Below are 21339 nucleotides of genomic sequence, written 5' to 3'. Positions count from 1 at the left end.
CTAAGAAATAATTATGGGTAAGCAGCGCGTTTTGTCGGGAGTTCAACCAACTGGTAATTTACACTTGGGTAATTACTTGGGTGCTATTCGCAACTGGGTAGAAATTCAAGACCAGTATGAAAATTTCTTTTGTGTGGTAGATTTACACGCCATCACAGTACCACATAACCCCGCCACCTTAGCGGCTGATACTTACACCATCGCTGCTTTATATTTAGCCTGTGGCATTGATTTACAACATTCTAACATTTTTGTACAGTCTCACGTTTCTGCCCACAGTGAGCTTTGTTGGTTGTTAAATTGCATTACTCCCTTAAATTGGTTGCAAGATATGATTCAATTTAAGGAAAAAGCACTTAAACAAGGTGAAAATGTCGGTGCGGGTTTGTTGACTTATCCCGTTTTAATGGCTGCGGATATTTTACTTTATCAAGCGGATAAAGTTCCAGTGGGTGAGGATCAAAAGCAACATTTAGAACTAGCACGGGATATTGTTAACAGGTTTAATCATCAATTTGCTAAGGATAAACCTGTATTAAAGTTACCTGATCCTTTGATTAGAAAAGAAGGTGCAAGGGTAATGAGTTTAACCGATGGAACTAAGAAAATGTCAAAGTCTGATCCATCGGAGTTAAGCAGAATCAATGTTTTAGATCCACCAGATCAAATTGCTAATAAAATTAAACGTTGTAAAACTGATCCAGTTCGCGGTTTAACTTTTGATGATCCAGAACGACCGGAATGTAATAACCTGTTAACTTTGTATATGCTGCTGTCTGGGAAAACTAAGGAAGCGGTAGCTGCTGAATGTGCGGATATGGGTTGGGGTCAATTTAAACCTTTGTTGACGGAAACAGCGATAAATGCTTTAAAACCGATTCAAGATAAATATAAGGAGGTGATGGCAGAAAAAGGTTATTTAGAGTCAGTGTTAAAGGATGGTAGAGAAAAAGCAGAGGCGATCGCCAATCAAACCCTAGCAGATGTAAAATCAGCATTAGGTTATACCGCAAGGTTGTAATTTTGAGGATCTAAGATCCTTGACTTTTCCAAGAAGTCGGGGATCTGTTTAAGCTAGAAAGTGTAATTCAGTTTACCTTGAAAAAAACCTCAAAATTAAATTTGCATTATGCAGGATAGTCATAAAACTAGTACATTAAACAACTTCCGCAAAGCGGTACAAGCGGGAGAATTTTTAGTTACTGCGGAAGTTGCACCACCCAAAGGGGGAAACATCACCCACACCATTGAAATGACAGCGACTCTTAAGGGGAGAGTTCATGCTGTTAACATTACCGATGGTAGCCGTGCGGTGTTGGGAATGTCACCATTAGCAGCTTCAGCAATTTTATTGCAACATGGAATTGAGCCAATTTGTCAATTTGCTTGCCGCGATCGCAATAGAATCGGATTACAAGCAGATTTAATGGGCGCTCATGCTTTGGGTATTCGTAACATTTTAGCCCTTACTGGTGATCCTGTAAAAGCAGGTGATCACCCCGATGCAAAAGCTGTTTTTGATTTAGAATCTGTGCGATTATTGCAGTTAATTAGAAACATGAATGAAGGGGTTGATTTTAATCATAAAACCCTGAATGATGGGGCATTAGATTTATTTGCAGGTGCAGCAGTTGATCCACAGTCGAAAAGTTGGTCAGGTTTGCAAAGTAGGTTTGAAAAGAAGATTGAAGCGGGAGCGCAATTTTTTCAAAGTCAATTAATTACTGATTTTGAAAAATTAGAAAAGTTCATGGATCAAATTGCATCTCGTTACAATAAACCAATTTTAGCAGGAATTTTTCTTTTAAAATCTGCGAAAAATGCCCAGTTTATTAATAGGATGGTCCCTGGTGTGAATATTCCTGACCATATTATTGAGAGGTTAGCGAAAGCGAAACATCCATTACAGGAAGGGATGAAGATTGCAGCCGAACAAGTGCAGATGGCGCGGGGTTTGTGTCAGGGAGTGCATATAATGGCAGTGAAAAAAGAAGAGGCGATCGCGCAAATTTTGGATTTAGCGGGGGTGGAGAAAGTTAGTTAGAATAAATAGCGATTGCATTTATTAAGTTAGGTGCGATCGCTACCCCATATATTGCTAAAATTGGTAATAATTAATTGGTGATCAAACTGGAGTAAGAAAATCAAGTATAACCTATATGAGAGGTAAATATGGTTCAAGCAACAGAATATCTTTATATAGTGCGGGATGATGAAATTCTCAATGGAGAACCTATAATTAGAGGAACTCGCACACCTGTGAGAGCAATTGTTGAAACGTGGCGCATGGGCATTGCACCAGAGGAAATTCCTAAAGGAATGCCACACCTAACTTTAGGGCAAATTTTTGGAGCATTAACTTATTATAGTGACCACCAAGAAGAAATTAATCAATATATTGAAAAAAACCGCATTCCTGAAGAATTAATTGATCCATTGGTGAGAGATTTGTGAGTAAAATATTTATTAGTTTGTATTTGGATGAAGACGTTAATGTCTTAGTGGCCGACTTGTTACAAGCAAGAGGGTTCGATGTTACCACCACACGAGATGCAGGAAAACTGCACGCAACTGATGTGGAACAATTAGCTTATGCTGTAAGTCAAACCAGAACTCTGGTTACTCATAATAGAACTGATTTTGAAGAACTTGTACAAAGTTATTTTAATTCAGGTCAAATGCACTACGGAGTAATTTTTGCTGTGCGTCGTTCTCCTCAAGAGATGGTACAAAGATTACTTGTTATTCTCAATCAAGTAACTTGGGAAGAAATGCAAAATCAAGTGAGATATATTTAGTCAGGTTGTAATTGAATTTTAACGCAACCGCATTTGTTAGGTTAGGTGCGATCTTTACCCCCAGAGAAGGCGATCGCGCAGATTTTGGATTTAGCGGGGGTGGGGAAGGTTAGTTAGAATAAATAGCGATCGTATTTATTAGATTAAGTGCGATCGCTGTTCAACTTTCATAAGCCTCCAATTTCAATCACTGCTCCCGGAGTAATGGTATTCAACACCTGACGAGCATCTGGTATCAGAGGAAGTAAGTCAGCGAGCTTGTTACTCGGTGCTACGAGAACGAGGACTGCCACTCCAGCTTGCTGTAAATTTTGTTGATAACGCAAATTTTGATCGGTAGTAAGCAGAATTGTAAACCCTTCCTGACTCATAAGCCGCAGCAATTCACCGTTCTTTTTTCCTGACCATCCCATCTCAACAACTGTCTGTATCTTGTAATCGGAAAGTTCACGCTTTAGAGGTCTTGGGACACATTCATCAAGCAGGATTCGCATAAGCTGTCAGCATTTCCTTTGCTAATTCAAGGGCTGCGATCGCCTGTTCCCGACTAACACTAGGGAAATGATCTAGAAATACCTCTAATGAATCACCAGCTTCAAGATAATCAAGTAGGGTTCTCATTGGGACACGAGTTCCTACAAAAACAGGGATTCCTCCTAAAATGTCGGGATCACTATGAACGACAGACAGTAATGATCGCTGCAAAGAATTTATCATATTGAAAATCAGAAATATCAGGTTGTAATTGAATTTTAACGCGATCGCATTTATTAGGTTAGGTGCGATCTTTACCACCGGAGAAAACGATCGCGCAAATTTTGGATTTAGCGGGGGTGGAGAAGGTTAGTTAGAATAAGTAGCGATTGCATTTATTAAGTTAGGTGCGATTACTCTCCAAGTTACCTGAGAAGTTACCCTCTTAATTTGGATGAATCTATCCCACTAATCTGATTTGCGGTAAAAATCTTTATTTTTTTGCACATAAAATTGGTATTCAAAAGTTAATACTGTTGCAAAACAAGATTAGTTTTGTAGCTTTAGATGCTCTAACCATTGATCAAGCTCAGTGAATGAAGTTGCAGCATCTTTGATGTCTCGTGATGCGTGTTTCCAAAAAACAACATGAACAGGTATTCCACGTTTCTTGAGTTTCTCTATTGCTGGAACATAGTCAGAATCTCCAGAAACCAATGTTATCTCATCGCCAGGTTGCAAAATCTCATAAGAATCTTCGATCATTGTTGCAACTATATCTGTATCAATTTTCTTTTCGGCATTGACAACGTTTCTGTCATAGATTATTACTTCAAAACCATTTCTTTCGGCAGCAGACCATAAAGAATCGTTATTTGGAGGTTTGGAACCAAATAGTGCTGCTTTTCTAACTTCTTTTTTGTCACCTCCAGCAAAACTGAAAAGCTTGCCAAAATCAATTTTCCAACTGTGCTCGCAAATATTTCCTTTTACCGCAGTCCAAACATCCGTTGCCATACCACTTTTGTAGGCTGCAACGTGGATTCCTTCAATCCATACATTTGAATTATCGACATACAGTAAATTTGCCATTTATTTCTACCTTGACAAGCTAACTACTTATTATACTGATTATACGGAAGTTTGTGTATTTTTATTACAGGCTATTCAACAGAGATAGTATTACTGTTTCCTGGACACCTACTTTAGCAATAGACAAGTGCCTTGAAAATACAATTGGCAAGAAGTTTGATCGCTCCCCCTTCCTCCTCCACACCTTAAAATTGCTAAAGTAAACTTAATAATATTCCTCCAACCCAAATAAACTTCATGACTACCATTACCTTAGAACTACCCGAAGAAATATTTTCAGCCCTACGACTTTCACCTAATGAATTTGTCCAAGAATTGCGACTAGCAGCAGCTATTCACTGGTATCAACGTGGTGAAATCTCCCAAGAAAAAGCAGCTAATATTGCAGGTTTAGATAGAACAGATTTTATCCTCGCTTTATCCCGTGAAAAAGTAGATGTTTTTCATGTTGATTTTGACGACTTACAAAGAGAGTTAGAACGTGGCTGAAAGACCTGTGATTAATGCTTCACCTCTCATATTTTTATCTAGAGGTGGAATACTAGATTTATTGCAATTATTGGGTGATGAAATTTTAGTTCCTTCAGCAGTAGCAGTTGAAATTCAACAAAGAGGAACAAGTGATCCTACTGTTTTAGCACTGACACAAACCAACTGGTTAGTAGTTGTAGAAACACCCCCAACTCCTGAAATTATCCAATCTTGGGATTTAGGTAAAGGTGAATCATCTGTTTTGACTTGGGCATATACACACCCTGGTACAGAAGCAATTGTAGATGATCTAGCTGCGCGTCGTTGTGCAGCAGTATTAGAAATTCCTGTTCGTGGAACATTAGGGTTAGTATTAACAGCGAAACAACGGGGTAAAATACCAGCAGCAAGACCAGTTTTAAATAATTTGCGATCGCTAGGAATGTATTTATCTGACCGTGTAATTAATCAAGCACTAGCATTAGTTGGAGAATGATCAGCATTGGCTTGCTAAACTAAAACAAACCTCACAACCAGCGAGGACACCATGACCTCTGCAACCAACCGCCCCTACACAGAAACCAGTCTCCCAGATCATACCCAACTCCCAGAAATTAATGGTACAAACTGGCAAAAACATCCCCAAAGCATTCTACTAACCCAGTCCATCAAACCAGTATTACAAAAACGTCATCCCGAAGGACAATATACCATAGGCCAAGATTTAGGAATTTACTGGCGTATTACTGACCCCCCAGAACGCGGTGCAGAATCTCCTGATTGGTTTTATGTTCCCAATGTTCCACCTTTGTTAAATGGTCAATTTCGCCGTTCCTATGTCCTTTGGCAAGAATATATTTCACCATTAATTGCCTTAGAATTTGTTTCTGGAAATGGTGAAGAAGAACGAGATAAAACGCCTTGGCAGGGTAAATTTTGGATTTATGAACAGGTAATTAAACCCGCTTTTTATGGTATTTATGAAGTGACTAAAGCCAATCTAGAAGTTTATGAATTAATTGGTGGACAATATCAGTTATTACCAGTAAATGAACGGGGACATTATCCAATTACACCGATGGGTGTTGAAATAGGTTTATGGCAGGGTGAATATCAAAATGTAGAATTACCTTGGTTACGTTGGTGGGATTTAGATGGTAATTTATTATTGGATGGTGATGAAAGAGCCGAACAAGAACGGCAAAAAAGCGATCGCCTTATCGCCCAACTACGTGCTTTAGGTGTTGAACCAGAAATATAAAAACATCCTCTATAAATTCTATCATGCTTGTGGGGTGGGCATCTTGCCCGCCCTTCCTCCTACCTAACATCTCCTCAAAGTCATTATAGATGGCTGGGTGTTGGTGAACTGCAACCACTTTACTCCCAGCCCAGTATAAACCAGCCCAGTATAAAATTACCTAACGCCCTGCTAATAAAGCCTTACTTGCAGACTCACCCAAAACCTGTACTTGTTTGTTCAACTTCCAATTTAACAAGGCAACAACAGTAAAATCAGCTAACAACGCCATAAAAATCGTCGTCATACTAGATTTTTCAATACCCGCCCAAGGGAAGGTAGAAAACAACCATACAGCAGGATTTTTGTAGGGTTCTAAACCCAAGACAGAAAGAATAATTGGCGGTAAAGAAATTGCCGCTATGATAGTCAAAACCGCCCATACATAACGCTTTTGATTTTTCATCAACAACATTAACTGAGCAATACTGGCATAAATCAACATTAAACTGATAGACAAAGCTACTGCTAATAATGCTTTAGTTTTACCAAAATAGCTGATCTCTGGATTTTCTGAAGCAATAGCCATCCAAATAATTACAGGTGTGACAGCTATCACTAAATTAATTGCTATTGCTAAAATAGCTGGACTTTTTTCACCCCAAACTAAATCTTGCCAAAGAGATTGATTTCTATTATTTTGGTGGCGATATCTTGCCCAGTCTTGAATATTTTGCCGCACAGGTGAGAGAATCAAAATTAAACCGAATATGAAAGCAGCATTTATTAATATTAACATATACATCACTAACTCTGATTTCGGTTCTGTTTTTTGCAAAGTCAAACCTACAAACATCAACTGAGTAAAAGCCATTAATAAATAACTTTGTCCTTTACTCAAAATAGTAGTTTGGGGATTACCAAAATTCCGTTTTATAGCTTGCCAAAAACCATAAGTGCAAATTCCGTAATTGAGTAAATAAAATCCTAATAAACTGGCTACATTTTTGCCAAGTGGTAAATAGAAAAATTGCCAATTTTCTAATTGTGAACCGTTATATATACGGAACAAATTAGGAAATAGATAAGCGATAATATCCCAAGGACTAAAAAATCTAAACCAAGCACCAGGGTTATTGAAGTCATTGTTATAAGAAGCTGATGCCATGATCATTGTCATGAACAAGAATAACAAAACTCCACCACTACCCAGCCAAGGTTGAAAGCTACTAAACCAGCGACTGACTAAACCAAATAATAGTGCAGCACTATAAAAGAAACCGCAACAGGCTATAATTACAGCGTAGTAACTGAGAATGTAGCTAGAAGCGATATTTGCAGAATGTCCAGCCCAGAAATGTAGAGGAATAGCAGTGAGTACAAACAGATAAATTAAACTTGGTACTCCTAACATTTTTCCAGTTAAAATACTGGTTTCAGTTTGGGGACTGAGGCGAATAAAATTGAGTGTACCTCTTTGTTCTTCTTTGGCTAAATCGCTGATCAGTAAATAAGTTCCAGCAATTAATAGTGTAAAACCCAAAGTTGAGATAAAAATTTGCTGTCGGGCTAAACGTTGGTACAATGTTTGCAGTGAGGCACTTTCTACGAGAAAACCTAGTTCCATAATGCCCACGGAAGTACATAATTCCGCTAAGTCGCTGAGAACGTGGGAAGAAATTAATATTGTCATCCCCGCTTCTCGCAAAGCTTTGATAATTTCCCGAAACTGCATCCTGGCAATGGGATCAAGTCCAGAAACTGGCTCATCTAAAAGTAGTAAAATCGGTTCATGGATGATAGTGCGGGCTAAACTCAAACGCTGTTTCATCCCCCGTGACAGAGTAGAAATCAAACTATTGCGTTTATTACCAAGTTGGATCAGTTCTAAAACTTCATGTAAGCGTTGGGTGCGACGTGGTTCTCGTAAGCGGTATAAACGGGCAAAATAATCTAAATAGTCCCAAACGGTTAAATCTTCATACAGTGGGTAGTCATCGGGTAAGTAACCAAGACGACGTTTGAGGGTGGGGTTACTGTGATCACGTAACAAGCGATGGTCCGAAGGACCCGCTACGCGAACGCCATTAATATAAATCTCACCCGTAGTTGGTTCTTCTGCTGCGGCTAACATCCGTATTAGGGTAGTTTTACCAGCACCATTAGGACCTATTAAACCGTAAACTTCGCCCATCTGAATTTCTAAGTCCACATCATTGACAGCAACGTGGCGTTCAAATTGTTTAGTTAGTCCAGTGGTGCGAATTGCTATTTCTTTTACCATAGCTGCTGGGGTGCGGCTTGTGTTTAACAGTTAAGCTAACTTGTTTCTACAGCAGTTGGTACTCTCGTTTCGGAAATTGAAACTGGGAGGAGAGGTTTTTGGTATTCAGGTATAAATTTTGTCTTTTATCTTACCGCTGCTTTCGTTTTCCTTTAGGTTGATACTTCGCACCTCTTAGAAAAGCACCTAAATCTGAATTTTTGCTAATGTCATAGTTACCTTCACCAAATTTAGCCTTTAATTCTTTTTTATATTCTTCTATTTCTTGTGGTGCAGCAACGTTCGATCTAATATAAGTTTTTGGAGTAAACTTTAATGATGAATCAGTTTTTTTCAAGAATTTATCAAAGTAAGTATATGTATTTATAACTTGTTCCTTTGCTGTATTTATATCCTTACCCTTCAATTCTACAAAGCAGATTATCCTTTCACTCTCTTTTGCATAGAATACGATGAGATCACAGATTTTCATTCCTTCTTTATCTAATCCTAATAATTTACGAAACTGACAATTAGGATTTGATTTTTCGTCTATATGAAAAAATAAAACTGTTTCACCACTCGCTGGTTGTAAAGTTACCTCTACTCCATCTTCTTTATGACTTGTTTTTCCTGGTAGTAAACAACCTGATAACAACAAATGATTGAAAAGCATTTTTAAATCACTCCTGAATTGAAAATTTAAGAGTGATTATGGAAAAATATGGGAAATGTCATCTGATACATCACCAAATGTTCCCCAATCTATCCTACCGTCTTCATGTAATATATTTTTAGCTGTACCATCTTCAAACAAATATACAGAAACTTTATCTTGAGGAATAAAAGCTTCTGTTCTTTCTAAATAAAATCGTTCTTTGATACTTTCTTTGTCTTCATATTTAGCAGCTTTCATTAAATTAGAAAGATGATCAACAATATAAGGGCTATGAGTTGTAATCAAAACCTTTAAACCAGCTTGAACTAACATTGCTAAAAATTCTGTGATTTCTACTTGCGCTGCTGGGTGTAAATTCATTTCTGGTTCATCAATAATCAGTAATTCATTTGGTAAAGCTAAATGACGCAAGTACAAAACTAATGGTGCTAATTCTTTAACCATTGACGAAGAAACCGCCATTTCTAATTTAATATTTTCTGATGGTTGATATAATATTTCTTTATTAATCCCAGTGTCATCAATAATATTTACTTTTCCTTCCAAAATATCATTTTCTAATATTTGTGCTAATTGAATATATTTTGAAACTTCTGGGTATACTTGATTCTCTTCTTCTCTCTCAATAGATGTTTTTTCGTATACGGAATATACCATATTTTTAAATTTTTTTACTACTTCGGTGAAGTTTACATATCCATACACAATATTTTCATCATCATCTTCATAATCTTCATAATCTTCACTTTCATAATACTCCTCTATTTTGTTAATTGAAGAAAATAATGGTAGAACACCAGTTCTTTCTGTAGGAAATATATATACACATGAATAAAAAGCTCTATGAATTATCTTAAAAATTTCTTGAAGCAATATTTGTTCAAATACTATTTTAGGTAATTTATTCAAAATACTATATTCAGAAACTGAAACTATATAGAAATAAATACTGGGTTTACCTAATTCTTTAAGAATATGAAGAGTATTTTTACTTTGAGAACCAAAAGAAAATTTTTGTTGCACAACATGAGTTTTGATATTATCAAATATTTCTTGTTTAGCTTCAGATAAATTAAAACTTACGTTCATATTTTCAAAATTAACACGCTCGGTTTCTAGAAATGTATTCATCCAGTTATGTGACAAAGAAGAAACATCATTGATGTATATTTCAATAAACTCTTCAGCAAAATCTATTAAATCAATCCGAACATTTCCTTCTTGTAAAAATTCTTCAATTGCATTATCTATAATTGGATATCTCTGTTTAGTCTTTTTATCAATATGCTCTTTCCAATATCTAACACATCCATATTTACCTAAAATAGATGCTAAAGTATAAGCTGTCCAAGTTTTACCTGTGCCATTTCTACCAATAAACACAGTTAAAGGCTTTAAATCTATTTCCGCTTTTTCAACAACACCTAAATTAGCAATTTTTACTTTCATGAGTAATTTTTAATTATGACTAAATATTTCCACTCCTCTACACCCTATCATTAATTGCAATTTCAGCAAATCATACCCACTACTGAATTACATATCAGAAAGGTGATATCTGGAATCATAGCAAAGCTGACTCTTACCTTACATCAGATTTTAATATAGTTAAATCAAACTCCTGCGCTCTTCTCTGCGACTGAAGCGCCTCTGCGTGACATAAAAACCATCAAACGGAGAGGGGGAGATTCGAACTCCCGGAAGCTTTCACTTCACCTGATTTCAAGTCAGGCGCAATCGACCACTCTGCCACCTCTCCAAATTGTCTGTCAGTTTGTCAAACACAAAAACCGACAGATAACAGTATAGCCTATAATTACGCCGTTGGCACTACCGAAGGCAAAGAATTATAAAAAATTTCTTCCGATACCACCTGGAAGTCATCACCCACCCAAACCAGAGAAGCTTTTGTTACCACACCCCCATCTAACTCAACCAAGGAAAAATTCCGCCGTTTTCCCCCATTTTCTGCCACAATTCTGGGGACATTTGCCGCATTTAAATAAACTGTTCCCTCTGGACTTCTAAATATAGCTTTTCTTAACACTTTCTTAGTATGGCGCAGATTCCGGTGCATATGACCAAAAGCCACCAGAGAAACGGTTTTGTTCATATTGATACTTTGAGAAATGGCTGCTGCTAAGTCAGGATCACCAAAGTCACCACCAATAGGATGCCAATCTTTACCACAGGGATCTTCAGGGCGATCGCCTAACCCTGTCGGTCCATTATGACCCAAAAAAATAATATTCTCACAAGCTGCACTTTTCACCGCTTGCACTATTTTATCTACTGACTCTTCTAAAGTGCTGACACCATACCGTTGTTTACAGATATCAGCAAATCTCCACTCTGATCCACCCCAAGTAAAAGGACGACTACCCACTACTGTTAAATTCCAATCTGGAAAATCCAATTTACCATAACCGACTTGGGCAGATCCTAATAAATCTAATTGTTCCTGTACCCGGTCTTCCTTAGTGCGGTCATAAGGACATTTTTTCCGTCCCCATTCAGTGGCAGTGTACCATGCGTCGTGGTTGCCCATTACTGCTGCTTTGGGAATATCCAGGGAAGCGATCGCTCTTACCACCTCCACCGACTCATTCCCAAAATCTCCCACAAACAGCACTAAGTCAACACCCAAATGTTTGAGTGCGATACCATCTTCTACTTCCCATAAGTCGTGAACATCGCCAACTACAGCGATTTTCACAGGTTTTGATTGAGTTTTCTGACTGGTCATGCCACTTTAAAAAGCCATATCCATATATATATCAGGATAAGAAACTCTACCCCATTTGGAAATAAATTGGGAGCATTCCAATGAACGAAAAAATAAACGCAGCCACACCAAAAACCCTCTGAAACTCTCTTACCTTTGTGTACTTTGCACGCCAGTTGCTACAAGTTGGCAGAGCCGCCCAACGCACTGGCTCGTCTTTGCGGTTCAATCATATCAAGCCAGGGATAATTTTCTGTTGTCAGACAAAAATAAACTTACACATTTGGGATACTCCCCATAAATTACCCCCATCAACCGTCTACCATTTTTGGTAAAAACTACTATAATTGAATCCATAAAGTAACAATTTGTAATCAAAAGCAGTTCTTAATTGTGTTTACAACTACACTCGCTCGACCACAGGGTACACTACCATTAGATTTATTTGCTGCCATTGAGGATCTGAAAACAGAACTCAACGCAGTAATATTAGCGCATTACTATCAAGATCCAGATATACAGGATATTGCAGATTTTATTGGAGACTCTTTACAATTAGCAAGAGCAGCAGCACAAACAAATGCAGATGTGATTGTGTTTGCTGGTGTTCACTTCATGGCAGAAACCGCAAAAATCCTCAATCCTGATAAATTGGTACTGTTACCAGATTTAAATGCTGGTTGTTCCTTAGCTGATAGTTGTCCCCCAGATCAGTTTGCAGCTTTTAAAGCCGCACATCCAGACCATCTAGTAATTTCTTACATTAATTGCTCTGCCGAAATCAAGGCCATGAGCGATATTATCTGCACCAGTTCCAACGCTGTGAAGATTGTTCAGCAAATACCCAAAGAACAACCAATTATTTTTGCACCAGATCGGAACTTGGGACGGTACGTAATGCAACAAACCGGACGGGATATGCTGTTATGGCAAGGTAGCTGTATTGTTCATGAGACATTTTCCGAAAAGAAAATAGTTGAGTTAAAAACTACACATCCAGAAGCAGAAGCGATCGCTCATCCAGAATGTGAAACCAGCGTCTTACGTCACGCCAGCTATATCGGCTCTACAGCCGCTTTATTGAATTATTGTCAAAAAAGCCCTAGCCAGGAGTTTATCGTCGCTACAGAGCCAGGAATCATCCACCAGATGCAAAAATTAGCACCGGGTAAACACTTTATTCCTGCACCTCCTGAGAATAACTGTAATTGTAATGAGTGTCCGTTTATGCGGTTAAATACCTTAGAAAAGCTGTACTTAGCGATGAAAAACCGCACCCCCGAAATTACCATGTCAGAGGATATTCGTCTTGCTGCACTCCAACCCATGCAACGGATGTTGGAAATGAGTGTTTAGTCATCAGGAGGCAGAAGGCAGGAGGCAGGGGAGGCAGGGGAAGAAAAGATTTTTACCAGTCACCAGTCACCTGTCCCCAGTCCCCAGTCACCTGTCACCCATTTTTTCTGCTTCTTTCTCAGCATCTTTACTATATTGCCTGTATAATCTGGCACGAATTTGTGCTTCTTGATAGCGGCCATGACTAGGTGGAACTTGATTCATTAAATCAGAAGCCCTTTGCCATCTAGCAGCTAACTCCAACCACTGAGTTGAAGTTGTAGCTGTTTTACCAGCAGCAGAGGCTTGGTTAGCAAGTCTCACTGCATCTGCAAATTGATCATCAGATGTATCATTTACAGATTGAGCAGGACTTTTTTGATTATCAGAAGATGATACTTTTGATTTAACCTCACCTGCGGTTTTTACAGATTGCGAGATTTGCAATGGTATAAGATTTTTTATTGAATTACCCAAACGTTCATCAAACAACCCAGCCAGCAAAAGTAATGCAGACAAACTAACCGAACCGATGATCAGCTTGTTGGTTGCATCCTTGTTTTTATCCTGGTTAGTTAGTAAAGATTGCGCTTTAGGTAAAATCGGTTTTCCGAACTCAGTATAGGCGGTTGTAAAATCTTGAATTAATTGCTGGAAAAGACTAGGCTGAGATAGAGTAATTTCCTGTGACCAAAGTAATTGATTTTCGCTATTGCGGTTAATTTCATCTAACCATAATAATTGCTCTTCCCGCACAATGCGACTGTTGATATTGACTTTGCGAATGTTACGCGGTGCTATAGATTCCAAAATTTGCTGGATGTTAGCTACCAAAGTAGACTGCTCAAGTTGTTCTACCTTAGCCGCTTCGCATAAAATTTGTAACACACCATCAGCAAAAATCGCTCTAGTTCTGACACCAGACATCACGAGTCTTTCGTTCAATACCTGAATAATAGCGGCAACGCTGCCTTGATGAGCTTGCCAAGCTATATCGTTGATTCTATCTACCATTTGAGATTGAGTGATCACTCTCGCACCCTGACCTATGAACTAACTCATTATCATTAATTTTGCACTCTGTTGTCACTAACTTCACCTAGTCTAAAGCAAACTTTGTCTGTACCTATGTACTATTTATTTACTTCTAATAACCGAGAAGTTTTAAATCTATCCATCCACTTTTCTAAATATACCCGATTCGCTGTTTGCTCAGATTGATCTTCTGTATCCACAGGATAAGGCATCAATCCTAAAATAGCAGCACTGGTGACACAAAACATGGACTTTTGGAAACTCATACAAATTTGTACCCGCAGATCATCTTCACCCCGCAAACTACGCTTATAAATATCATGCAGATATTCTGGTAAATAATGGCGCATATCTTGCATTAACAATGTAGGAGGAATACCTGCACCACCAATAGGTAAAGGATCTGCGTATAATGCACCATATTGAAATCTGGCCTGATCTGGGGGAACTTGATATGCTTGGGCGTTTAAAGAAACAGTTCCTAAAAAGGGAGTTCCCCGGAAAAATACCGCTTCTACATAAGGAACTGCGGTATCTGGTAAGAATGTTAAACCAACTGATTTGGGAATAATATCATAAACCTTACCGCCAATTTTCACATCGTAGGTAATAGGTCTTAAAGCATCTTTTACCAAACCAGTTTTAATATGATCTACAACTTGAGGAATTGATTTAATTTTCCCTTGATCATAAAGGTCTGATAAGCTGAGAAAAATATCAGCCATAACTCGCCAAAATTGACCTAAACCACTATAGTAGGCAGATACTCGCAACTGTTCAATTAAAAAATCAGGGAACAGATTGTTAATTCCTAAAATTAAAGGATTATACTTAAACTTAGCAGCAATTACCGCTTCTGCTCTTTCTGCAAATTCTTTACTATCTAAATAACTATCTAAGCCACCACCACCATGCCACATCATGGTTTTCATGCAATATTCGGCATACTCAAAATTAATTCTGTCATGCCACCAATGACGCAGTAATTGAGATAAAGAAACTTTACCATCAAAATATTTTAAAAATGGGAAAAATACTAAAAACTGATTTTCAGCAATGTAAATAAGATTTTTAGAATAAGCATCTAAAACCACACCATAACTTTTGAGAATACCCACGACTTCCAAAACGTTTTCTGGGCTATCTTTCAGTAACGCTTCTCCAGTTTGTAAACGCTGGATAAACTCATTCAAGGGATGATCAACGGGTTTGTTTTTGGTATTAACCATTAGTGTTTCTCCAGAACATCAAAAATAACTACGTCTAAATAAGAGAAATAAAAAGATGAGGTAGTAGTATAAAAAAAGCCAAGAGGCAAGAGGCAATAGGCAAGAGTTAAACCCTCTTTATTCTTAGGTTTTCAGGAATAATCATGTCCTAATCTGAATGGCTACAGCTATATTAATTAAACTGTAATTATTCAGAATATCAGCAGTCAGTATTCAGCATCTTTGAGAGATAGCTATATTATCAATGAGTGATTTCTCACTCAATCTTGCAAAAGCTGATTACTGATTACTGATTACTGATTACTGATTGCTGATTGCTTACCTAAAACTCTACTACAAACCTAACACCTTTTAGTTTCTTTCCCCTTGATCTACTGATACAGTTGCTACTAAACTGGGAGTATTTACCATTCCTTGAATTGTCGCTTGGGTCCAATGTGTTAACCAAGATGGTTGGATGCCAAAAACCACAATTAACATAGCTAAGATTAAAGCAGGAATGCGATCGCTCCAATATACTCTTGGTAAGTTCATCACTTGCTCAGATAACCGCCCAAAAAAGGCACGATTTACCAAAATTAAGAAATAAACCGCCGTTAAACCAGTACCCAGCATTGATAACAGGGTTTGTACAGGAAAAACTGCATAACTACCCCGAAATACAATAAATTCGGCAATAAAACCCACCATTCCCGGTATACCTGCGCTGGCCATGACTCCTAAAATCATCAAAGTACCAATCACGGGCATTCCTCGTTCTGGGTTAAGTAATCCCCGAATCGCTTCTAAATCACGGCTACCAGCTTTTTGATACACAACCCCCACCAAAAGAAACATCAGAGCAGAAATTAAACCGTGACTCACCATTTGCATCACCGCACCCAAGACACTGAGTGGTGTTGCTGCTGCTGCTGCTAACAAAACATAGCCCATGTGTCCGATAGAACTATAGGCTACCATTTTTTTCATGTCAGTTTGGGCGATCGCACAAGATGCACCAAACAATACACTTATTACCGCCCATGTTGCTAAACTTGGCGCTAAATATTCCCAAGCTTGGGGTAACAAATTCATCCCAAATCTGAGTAAACCGTAAGTTCCTAATTTCAACAATACACCAGCTAATAAAACAGAAATTGGTGTAGAAGCTTCGACGTGAGCATCGGGCAACCAAGTATGAAAAGGAACGAGAGGAATTTTAATTCCAAACCCAACTAAAATTCCTGCTAATAATAATAGTTGAGTAGCTAAAGGTAGAGTGTGAGCATTTAAAGTTTCTAGTCCAAAACTAGGAGAATGACTCAACCAAACCATCCCCAAGAAACTAGCTAAAATTAAGATTCCCGAAATCGCAGTATAAATCAGAAACTTAGTAGCAGCATAACCCCGTTTTGCACCACCCCAAATAGCAATCAACAGATACAGGGGAATCAATTCCAACTCATAAAACAGGAAAAACAACAATAAATCCTGTGCTAAAAAAGCTCCTGTTACTCCTGCACTCAAAAGCAGAATTAAGGAGTAATAAAATTTAGGACGTTGTAGAGATTCATCACTACTATAGATGGCAATACCTGTTAAGAGTCCATTTAACAACAGCAATGGCAAGGATAAACCATCTACACCTAAATTATAGTTTAAACCTAACGCATCTATCCAGGGTAAAGACTCAGCAAACTGTATTCCGACTTCCCCAGGATTAAATTTAATTGTCAGGAAAACCGTCCACAGAAAAATAATTACCGCAAAAGCCAAAGCTATTTTACGGGCAATTTTCCCACTTAAAGCAGCAGGATAGAAACCAATTAATGCTGCACCCACTAACGGCAGCAATATCAATGTACTTAGCATCATAATGAGGAGTTCAGGAGTTCAGGAGTTCAGGAGTTCAGGAGGAAGTAGGGGAGATGGGGAGATTGGGAGGTATCAAGTCAAAATTCAAAAGTCAAAATTCAAAATTAAGAAACTTTTGCCTCTTGCCTCTTGCCTTTTGCCTGATTTCCCAATCACCAATCACCAATCACCAATCACCAATCACCTAAAAAGGCAATTTATCCAGTAAACCCAAGGACAAGCTAATAAAGAAGCCCAGAAGGCTGATCACAACGAGGATAGTTAACATATAACCTTGAGATTGACCGGAAATGCTGTATTTTAAGCTTTGTCCGCCAAAAATAGTGGCAAAGCCGACTAAATTCACAAACCCATCCACTAAATAGCGATCGCTCCATGCAGATATCTTGGACAATAATGCTACTGCACTAACTATGGTGAAGCGATAAACTCTGTCAATGTAAAAATCATACCCTAGTAAATCTTGTAAAAATCTCCATCCCAAAATTCTGGATCTTGACCAACCTTTATGCAAGTAAATCGTTGAGCCAATCACCACCCCTAAGACCGTGGAAGTCACCAAAGCTAATACGATGTACCAATCAATACTTTCCCAGTTTGGTAGTAAGTACCATTGCTGAAGCATCATTGGTATTAGCAGGGTGATGATAGTTAAAGTCACCATTGGTAAAGCCATTGGCCAACCGACTTCTGGGGCGCGGCGTGTTTTCTGTTGTGGTTGTCCCCAAAAGATCAGCCGGAAAACTCTGGTTAAATTTAAAGCTGTCAAGCCATTAACCAAAACTAAAACTGCAATCACCCAAGGGTTAACTTTGATTAAGCCATCAGCCCAAGCCAACATTGCCCAAAAACTACCCAAGGGTAATAATGTCACCATCCCTGCTGAACCAACTACAAAGGCGGTGGTAGTAGCTGGCATTTTTGACCACAAACCACCCATTTCGGTTAAGTCTTGACTTTGGGTGGTATATATGATGGAACCGGAACTCATAAATAATAAGGCTTTGGCGATCGCATGAGTTAGCAACAACATCAAAGCTACACCACCTTGTTCTAAACCCACTGCCAAAAACACCAATCCCATATAGGCACTTGTAGAATGAGATAAAGCCCGTTTAATATCAATCTGGGCTATTGACACCAATGTTGCACCCACCGCAGTCACCGTACCCATAATTACCAAGGCATTGAGCGCCACAGGGGATAGAACTAATATGGGCTGAATCTTGTACAAAACATAAGCACCACCAGCCACTACCAAAGAGTTTCGCATTACCGAAGCCGGGTTTGGTCCTTCCATTGCCTCATCTAACCACAAATGTAGGGGAAATTGGGCGCACTTACCAGCAGGACCAGCTATCAAGGCTATACCCAGTAATGTTGATGTTAATGGACTTAAATTAGCAGTTTGTACCCATTCATACAAATCGGAAAAGTTCAAACTACCAGCTTGGGTGGAAAGGACAACCACAGCCATCAGCAATAACAAATCTCCCACCCGCTTAGTTAAAAAAGCATCTCGCGCTGCTGTAACTACCAAGGGTTGAGCATACCAAAAACCCACCAGCAGATAAGTAGAAAGGGTGAGAACTTCTAACAAAGCATAACTCAGGAACAAGGAATCACTAATCGCTAAACCAGTCAAAGCAGCTTCAAAAAATCCCAGCAGTCCAAAAAACCTGGCTAAAGACCAGTCTTTTTCCATGTAACCCAGGGCATAAATTTGAGCTAATAGACTTAATCCTGTGATTAAAACTATTGCCCCAATACTTACTGGTGACAGTTCCAATGCAAAGGTTAACTTAAAATCCGCAGCTTGAAACCAAGTAATTACTAAATTTTCTTGGTCTCTGTTCCAGATGTCTCTAAATACAATCAAGCTATGGACAAAACCTAGTAAGGTCGTCAACAAGTTCAAGTAAGCAGCAGGTCTAGGTCCTGTACGTTGAATTAACCCAATGCCCCAGGGCAATGTTAAAATTGCCCCTAGTAAGCTATAAAAAGGTACAAACCAACTGGTGAAAAATAGAACTTCATTCATTTAATTTTTCCTTGACGAATCAGCCTTTGGTTTCTTAAACAGCCTTAAATCAATCATTTGCTTAAAAAATGTTAATTTTGAAAAAATCAAGTTTTTCTTAACTATTTCTCAAAAAACTTGAATCAGTATTTTTACTTTATTTTTACTTTTACCTGCGCTATTCACGGGCAGTTAGATATAAATTTACAAAATTTACAAAGTTTACAAAGTTTACAAAGTTTACAAAATTTACAAAATTTACAGATTTCGCAGCATTTACTGATCTTCAGTATTCAGCAATCTTGTTAAAAAAAACCAAGACAAAAGCCAGTCTGTAAATTTGTATTGTGGAATTGGCCAAACTTTTAATTTCATCAAAAACCTCTCTGCTTATAATAGGTTAAAACTGATTACTGATAGCTGAATGCTGACTAATTATCTTCTAATGGGAAATTTGTCTTCCTACTTTGAAAAAAGAACTTTATACTTTATATTTAAAAATCTTATATATTTTTCATTCAATATCTGTGCCAATAGCAAAAATCAAGGAAAGACTGAGACAGTAGAATATACAGCCTCTGTTCAATCCTGAGTAGTTCAGATTAGCCGTGGTTATGAATGTGATTTTTTAAAGTAATAAAAAAATTATAAAGCATAAGTAGCCACTCTAGGAAACCGTGAACTTTGATGTATTTTTTGGGTATATTAAGTTTTGTTAAGTTTTTTAAAAGTATTTTATTATAAACTATTATAGTAATTTATGTTGCCAGGGATGCCAAGGTTTCATATCCTTAATTTTAGAAGTATTTTTCTCCAATGCTCAAAATGAGCATCCCCGTCAAAAAATACACCCATAGTACAGATTGTATTAAATTTTTAGGAGTTCTGCGATGCCAATTGCAGTTGGAATGATTGAGACAAAAGGGTTTCCAGCAGTAGTAGAAGCTGCGGATGCGATGGTAAAAGCAGCCCGTGTTACCTTAGTAGGCTATGAAAAAATCGGTAGTGCGCGTGTTACCGTAATTGTGCGGGGTGATGTATCTGAAGTACAAGCTTCAGTAGCAGCGGGAATTGAAGCAGCTAGAAGAGTCAATGGTGGAGAAGTGTTATCTACTCATATCATTGCTCGTCCCCACGAAAACCTAGAATATGTATTACCGATTCGGTACACAGAAGCAGTAGAACAGTTCCGAACCTAAACACTTTTAAAATAAAGTGGTTAAAGGATTTGCTTGCTTACGTGGAAAATTTGTTTGTTTGGTGCTTGTTGAAAAATTTGATTTAAGGATAAAAGAATAATGTCAATTGCAGTGGGAATGGTGGAAACCCTGGGCTTTCCAGCAGTAGTAGAAGCTGCTGATGCGATGGTAAAAGCGGCTCGTGTTACCTTAGTAGGCTATGAAAAAATTGGTAGCGGTCGGGTAACAGTTATCGTGCGTGGTGACGTTTCCGAAGTCCAAGCTTCTGTAGCAGCAGGAGTAGAAAACGTGAAACGAGTCAACGGTGGACAAGTGTTGTCTACACACATCATTGCTCGTCCTCACGAAAACCTGGAATATGTACTGCCAATTAGATATACAGAGGATGTTGAACAATTCCGGGAAGGTGTAAGCGGAATTCGTCCTTTCAGAAGCAGACAATAATTAAGAATGCAAATTGCTAAAGTGCGTGGCACAGTAGTTAGCACCCAAAAAGATCCGAGTCTGCGGGGTGTAAAACTACTAATGTTGCAATTAGTAGATGAAAACGGAAATCTCCTCTCAGAATATGAGGTAGCAGCCGATAGTGTGGGAGCAGGAGTAGATGAGTGGGTACTTGTAAGTAGAGGCAGTGCCGCTCGTCAAGTTCTTGGAAATGAACAACGTCCGTTAGATGCAGCAGTAGTGGCGATAATAGATACAATTCACGTTGAAGATCGTTTCATTTACAGCAAAAAAGATCAATATAAATAGTCAGGGAACAGGTGACAGGTGACAGGTGACAGGTGACAGAAGTATATAGCAGGGGAGCAGGGAGCAGGGAGCAGGGGGGCAAGAATAACCACCAACCACTGATTACTGACCACTGATTACTGACCACTGATTACTGACCACTGATTACTGATTACTGACCACTGACCACTAA

General features: G+C 38.4%; 21 protein-coding genes, 1 tRNA gene and 1 pseudogene. 11 read left to right on the top strand and 12 right to left on the bottom strand.

The window, feature by feature from the left end; all coding sequences use genetic code 11:
* The first annotated feature begins 13 nt into the window (after positions 1-13).
* From trpS to K2F26_RS02360, 4 genes are all read left to right on the top strand, one after another.
* Positions 14-1021: a tryptophan--tRNA ligase gene (trpS, locus tag K2F26_RS02375; RefSeq protein WP_220610196.1), complete on the top strand. Its 1008-nt coding sequence runs from the start codon at positions 14-16 to the stop codon at positions 1019-1021.
* Between the two features lie 108 nt (positions 1022-1129).
* Entirely contained in the window at positions 1130-2044 is a 915-nt protein-coding gene (locus K2F26_RS02370; protein WP_194054260.1) for a methylenetetrahydrofolate reductase, read from the top strand.
* Positions 2045-2172: 128 nt separating this feature from the next.
* Complete coding sequence (locus tag K2F26_RS02365; protein WP_194054263.1) at positions 2173-2454, top strand: DUF433 domain-containing protein; 282 nt, start codon at positions 2173-2175, stop codon at positions 2452-2454.
* Entirely contained in the window at positions 2451-2798 is a 348-nt protein-coding gene (locus K2F26_RS02360) for a DUF5615 family PIN-like protein (RefSeq protein WP_220610195.1), read from the top strand. Before K2F26_RS02365 ends, K2F26_RS02360 begins: the two co-directional genes overlap by 4 nt.
* Before the next feature lie 167 nt (positions 2799-2965).
* On the opposite strand, the gene K2F26_RS02355 is transcribed toward K2F26_RS02360, so the two are convergent.
* The 3 genes from K2F26_RS02355 to K2F26_RS02345 form a co-directional block, all read right to left on the bottom strand.
* On the bottom strand, positions 2966-3292 hold the full coding sequence (locus tag K2F26_RS02355; protein ID WP_220610194.1) for a DUF5615 family PIN-like protein: 327 nt from the start codon (positions 3290-3292) through the stop codon (positions 2966-2968).
* Entirely contained in the window at positions 3276-3515 is a 240-nt protein-coding gene (locus tag K2F26_RS02350; protein ID WP_220610193.1) for a DUF433 domain-containing protein, read from the bottom strand. The genes K2F26_RS02355 and K2F26_RS02350 overlap by 17 nt, the downstream gene beginning before the upstream one ends.
* Positions 3516-3821: 306 nt before the next feature.
* Positions 3822-4364 carry an NYN domain-containing protein gene (locus K2F26_RS02345; protein ID WP_220610192.1) on the bottom strand — a complete coding sequence of 181 codons (543 nt, stop codon included), beginning with the start codon at positions 4362-4364 and terminating at the stop codon, positions 3822-3824.
* Between the two features lie 237 nt (positions 4365-4601).
* Between K2F26_RS02345 and K2F26_RS02340 the strand changes: the two genes are divergently transcribed.
* The 3 genes from K2F26_RS02340 to K2F26_RS02330 are packed head-to-tail and all read left to right on the top strand — an operon-like array spanning position 4602 to position 6096.
* The gene (locus K2F26_RS02340) at positions 4602-4853 is read left to right on the top strand and encodes a UPF0175 family protein (protein ID WP_220610191.1); all 252 of its coding nucleotides are present in this window, start codon (positions 4602-4604) and stop codon (positions 4851-4853) included.
* Entirely contained in the window at positions 4846-5331 is a 486-nt protein-coding gene (locus tag K2F26_RS02335; RefSeq protein ID WP_220610190.1) for a PIN domain-containing protein, read from the top strand. Before K2F26_RS02340 ends, K2F26_RS02335 begins: the two co-directional genes overlap by 8 nt.
* A 51-nt stretch (positions 5332-5382) precedes the next feature.
* Positions 5383-6096, top strand: coding sequence for a Uma2 family endonuclease (locus K2F26_RS02330; RefSeq protein WP_220610189.1), 714 nt, complete (start codon positions 5383-5385; stop codon positions 6094-6096).
* A gap of 1516 nt (positions 6097-7612) precedes the next feature.
* Here the strand turns inward: K2F26_RS02330 and K2F26_RS02325 are convergent.
* From K2F26_RS02325 to K2F26_RS02305, 5 genes and pseudogenes are all read right to left on the bottom strand, one after another.
* A pseudogene (locus K2F26_RS02325) lies at positions 7613-8359 on the bottom strand (ABC transporter ATP-binding protein); the annotation flags it as partial.
* A 130-nt stretch (positions 8360-8489) separates the two neighbouring features.
* Positions 8490-9014: a hypothetical protein gene (locus tag K2F26_RS02320; protein WP_220610188.1), complete on the bottom strand. Its 525-nt coding sequence runs from the start codon at positions 9012-9014 to the stop codon at positions 8490-8492.
* A 36-nt stretch (positions 9015-9050) separates the two neighbouring features.
* Positions 9051-10466 (bottom strand): AAA family ATPase, encoded by a 1416-nt coding sequence (locus tag K2F26_RS02315; RefSeq protein ID WP_220610187.1) that lies wholly within the window; start codon positions 10464-10466, stop codon positions 9051-9053.
* Positions 10467-10691: 225 nt separating this feature from the next.
* Positions 10692-10776 (bottom strand) — tRNA-Ser (locus K2F26_RS02310).
* A gap of 57 nt (positions 10777-10833) precedes the next feature.
* The gene (locus K2F26_RS02305) at positions 10834-11763 is read right to left on the bottom strand and encodes a TIGR04168 family protein (RefSeq protein WP_220610186.1); all 930 of its coding nucleotides are present in this window, start codon (positions 11761-11763) and stop codon (positions 10834-10836) included.
* Between the two features lie 372 nt (positions 11764-12135).
* Between K2F26_RS02305 and nadA the strand changes: the two genes are divergently transcribed.
* Positions 12136-13098, top strand: a complete 963-nt coding sequence (gene nadA, locus K2F26_RS02300; protein WP_220610185.1) for a quinolinate synthase NadA — start codon at positions 12136-12138, stop codon at positions 13096-13098.
* Positions 13099-13185: 87 nt separating this feature from the next.
* Here nadA and K2F26_RS02295 read toward each other — a convergent pair whose 3' ends face one another.
* The 4 genes from K2F26_RS02295 to K2F26_RS02280 form a co-directional block, all read right to left on the bottom strand.
* The gene (locus K2F26_RS02295; RefSeq protein WP_220611750.1) at positions 13186-14091 is read right to left on the bottom strand and encodes a hypothetical protein; all 906 of its coding nucleotides are present in this window, start codon (positions 14089-14091) and stop codon (positions 13186-13188) included.
* A 119-nt stretch (positions 14092-14210) separates the two neighbouring features.
* Positions 14211-15341 (bottom strand): CO2 hydration protein, encoded by a 1131-nt coding sequence (locus tag K2F26_RS02290; RefSeq protein ID WP_220610184.1) that lies wholly within the window; start codon positions 15339-15341, stop codon positions 14211-14213.
* A gap of 351 nt (positions 15342-15692) precedes the next feature.
* Positions 15693-17192 carry an NADH-quinone oxidoreductase subunit M gene (locus K2F26_RS02285; RefSeq protein WP_220611749.1) on the bottom strand — a complete coding sequence of 500 codons (1500 nt, stop codon included), beginning with the start codon at positions 17190-17192 and terminating at the stop codon, positions 15693-15695.
* A 187-nt stretch (positions 17193-17379) separates the two neighbouring features.
* Positions 17380-19236, bottom strand: a complete 1857-nt coding sequence (locus tag K2F26_RS02280) for an NAD(P)H-quinone oxidoreductase subunit F (protein WP_220610183.1) — start codon at positions 19234-19236, stop codon at positions 17380-17382.
* Positions 19237-20105: 869 nt separating this feature from the next.
* On the opposite strand from K2F26_RS02280, the gene K2F26_RS02275 reads away from it, so the two are divergent.
* From K2F26_RS02275 to ccmL, 3 genes are all read left to right on the top strand, one after another.
* Positions 20106-20414 (top strand): carbon dioxide-concentrating mechanism protein CcmK, encoded by a 309-nt coding sequence (locus K2F26_RS02275; protein WP_006276527.1) that lies wholly within the window; start codon positions 20106-20108, stop codon positions 20412-20414.
* Between the two features lie 99 nt (positions 20415-20513).
* Positions 20514-20858: a carbon dioxide-concentrating mechanism protein CcmK gene (locus K2F26_RS02270; RefSeq protein ID WP_096571313.1), complete on the top strand. Its 345-nt coding sequence runs from the start codon at positions 20514-20516 to the stop codon at positions 20856-20858.
* 6 nt (positions 20859-20864) lie between these two features.
* Positions 20865-21167 (top strand): beta-carboxysome shell vertex protein CcmL, encoded by a 303-nt coding sequence (ccmL, locus tag K2F26_RS02265; RefSeq protein ID WP_220610182.1) that lies wholly within the window; start codon positions 20865-20867, stop codon positions 21165-21167.
* Positions 21168-21339 lie beyond the last annotated feature (172 nt).

Source organism: Sphaerospermopsis torques-reginae ITEP-024, from assembly GCF_019598945.1.
Taxonomy (GTDB): Bacteria; Cyanobacteriota; Cyanobacteriia; order Cyanobacteriales; family Nostocaceae; genus Sphaerospermopsis.
This window is presented reverse-complemented; position numbering and strand designations above follow the sequence as displayed.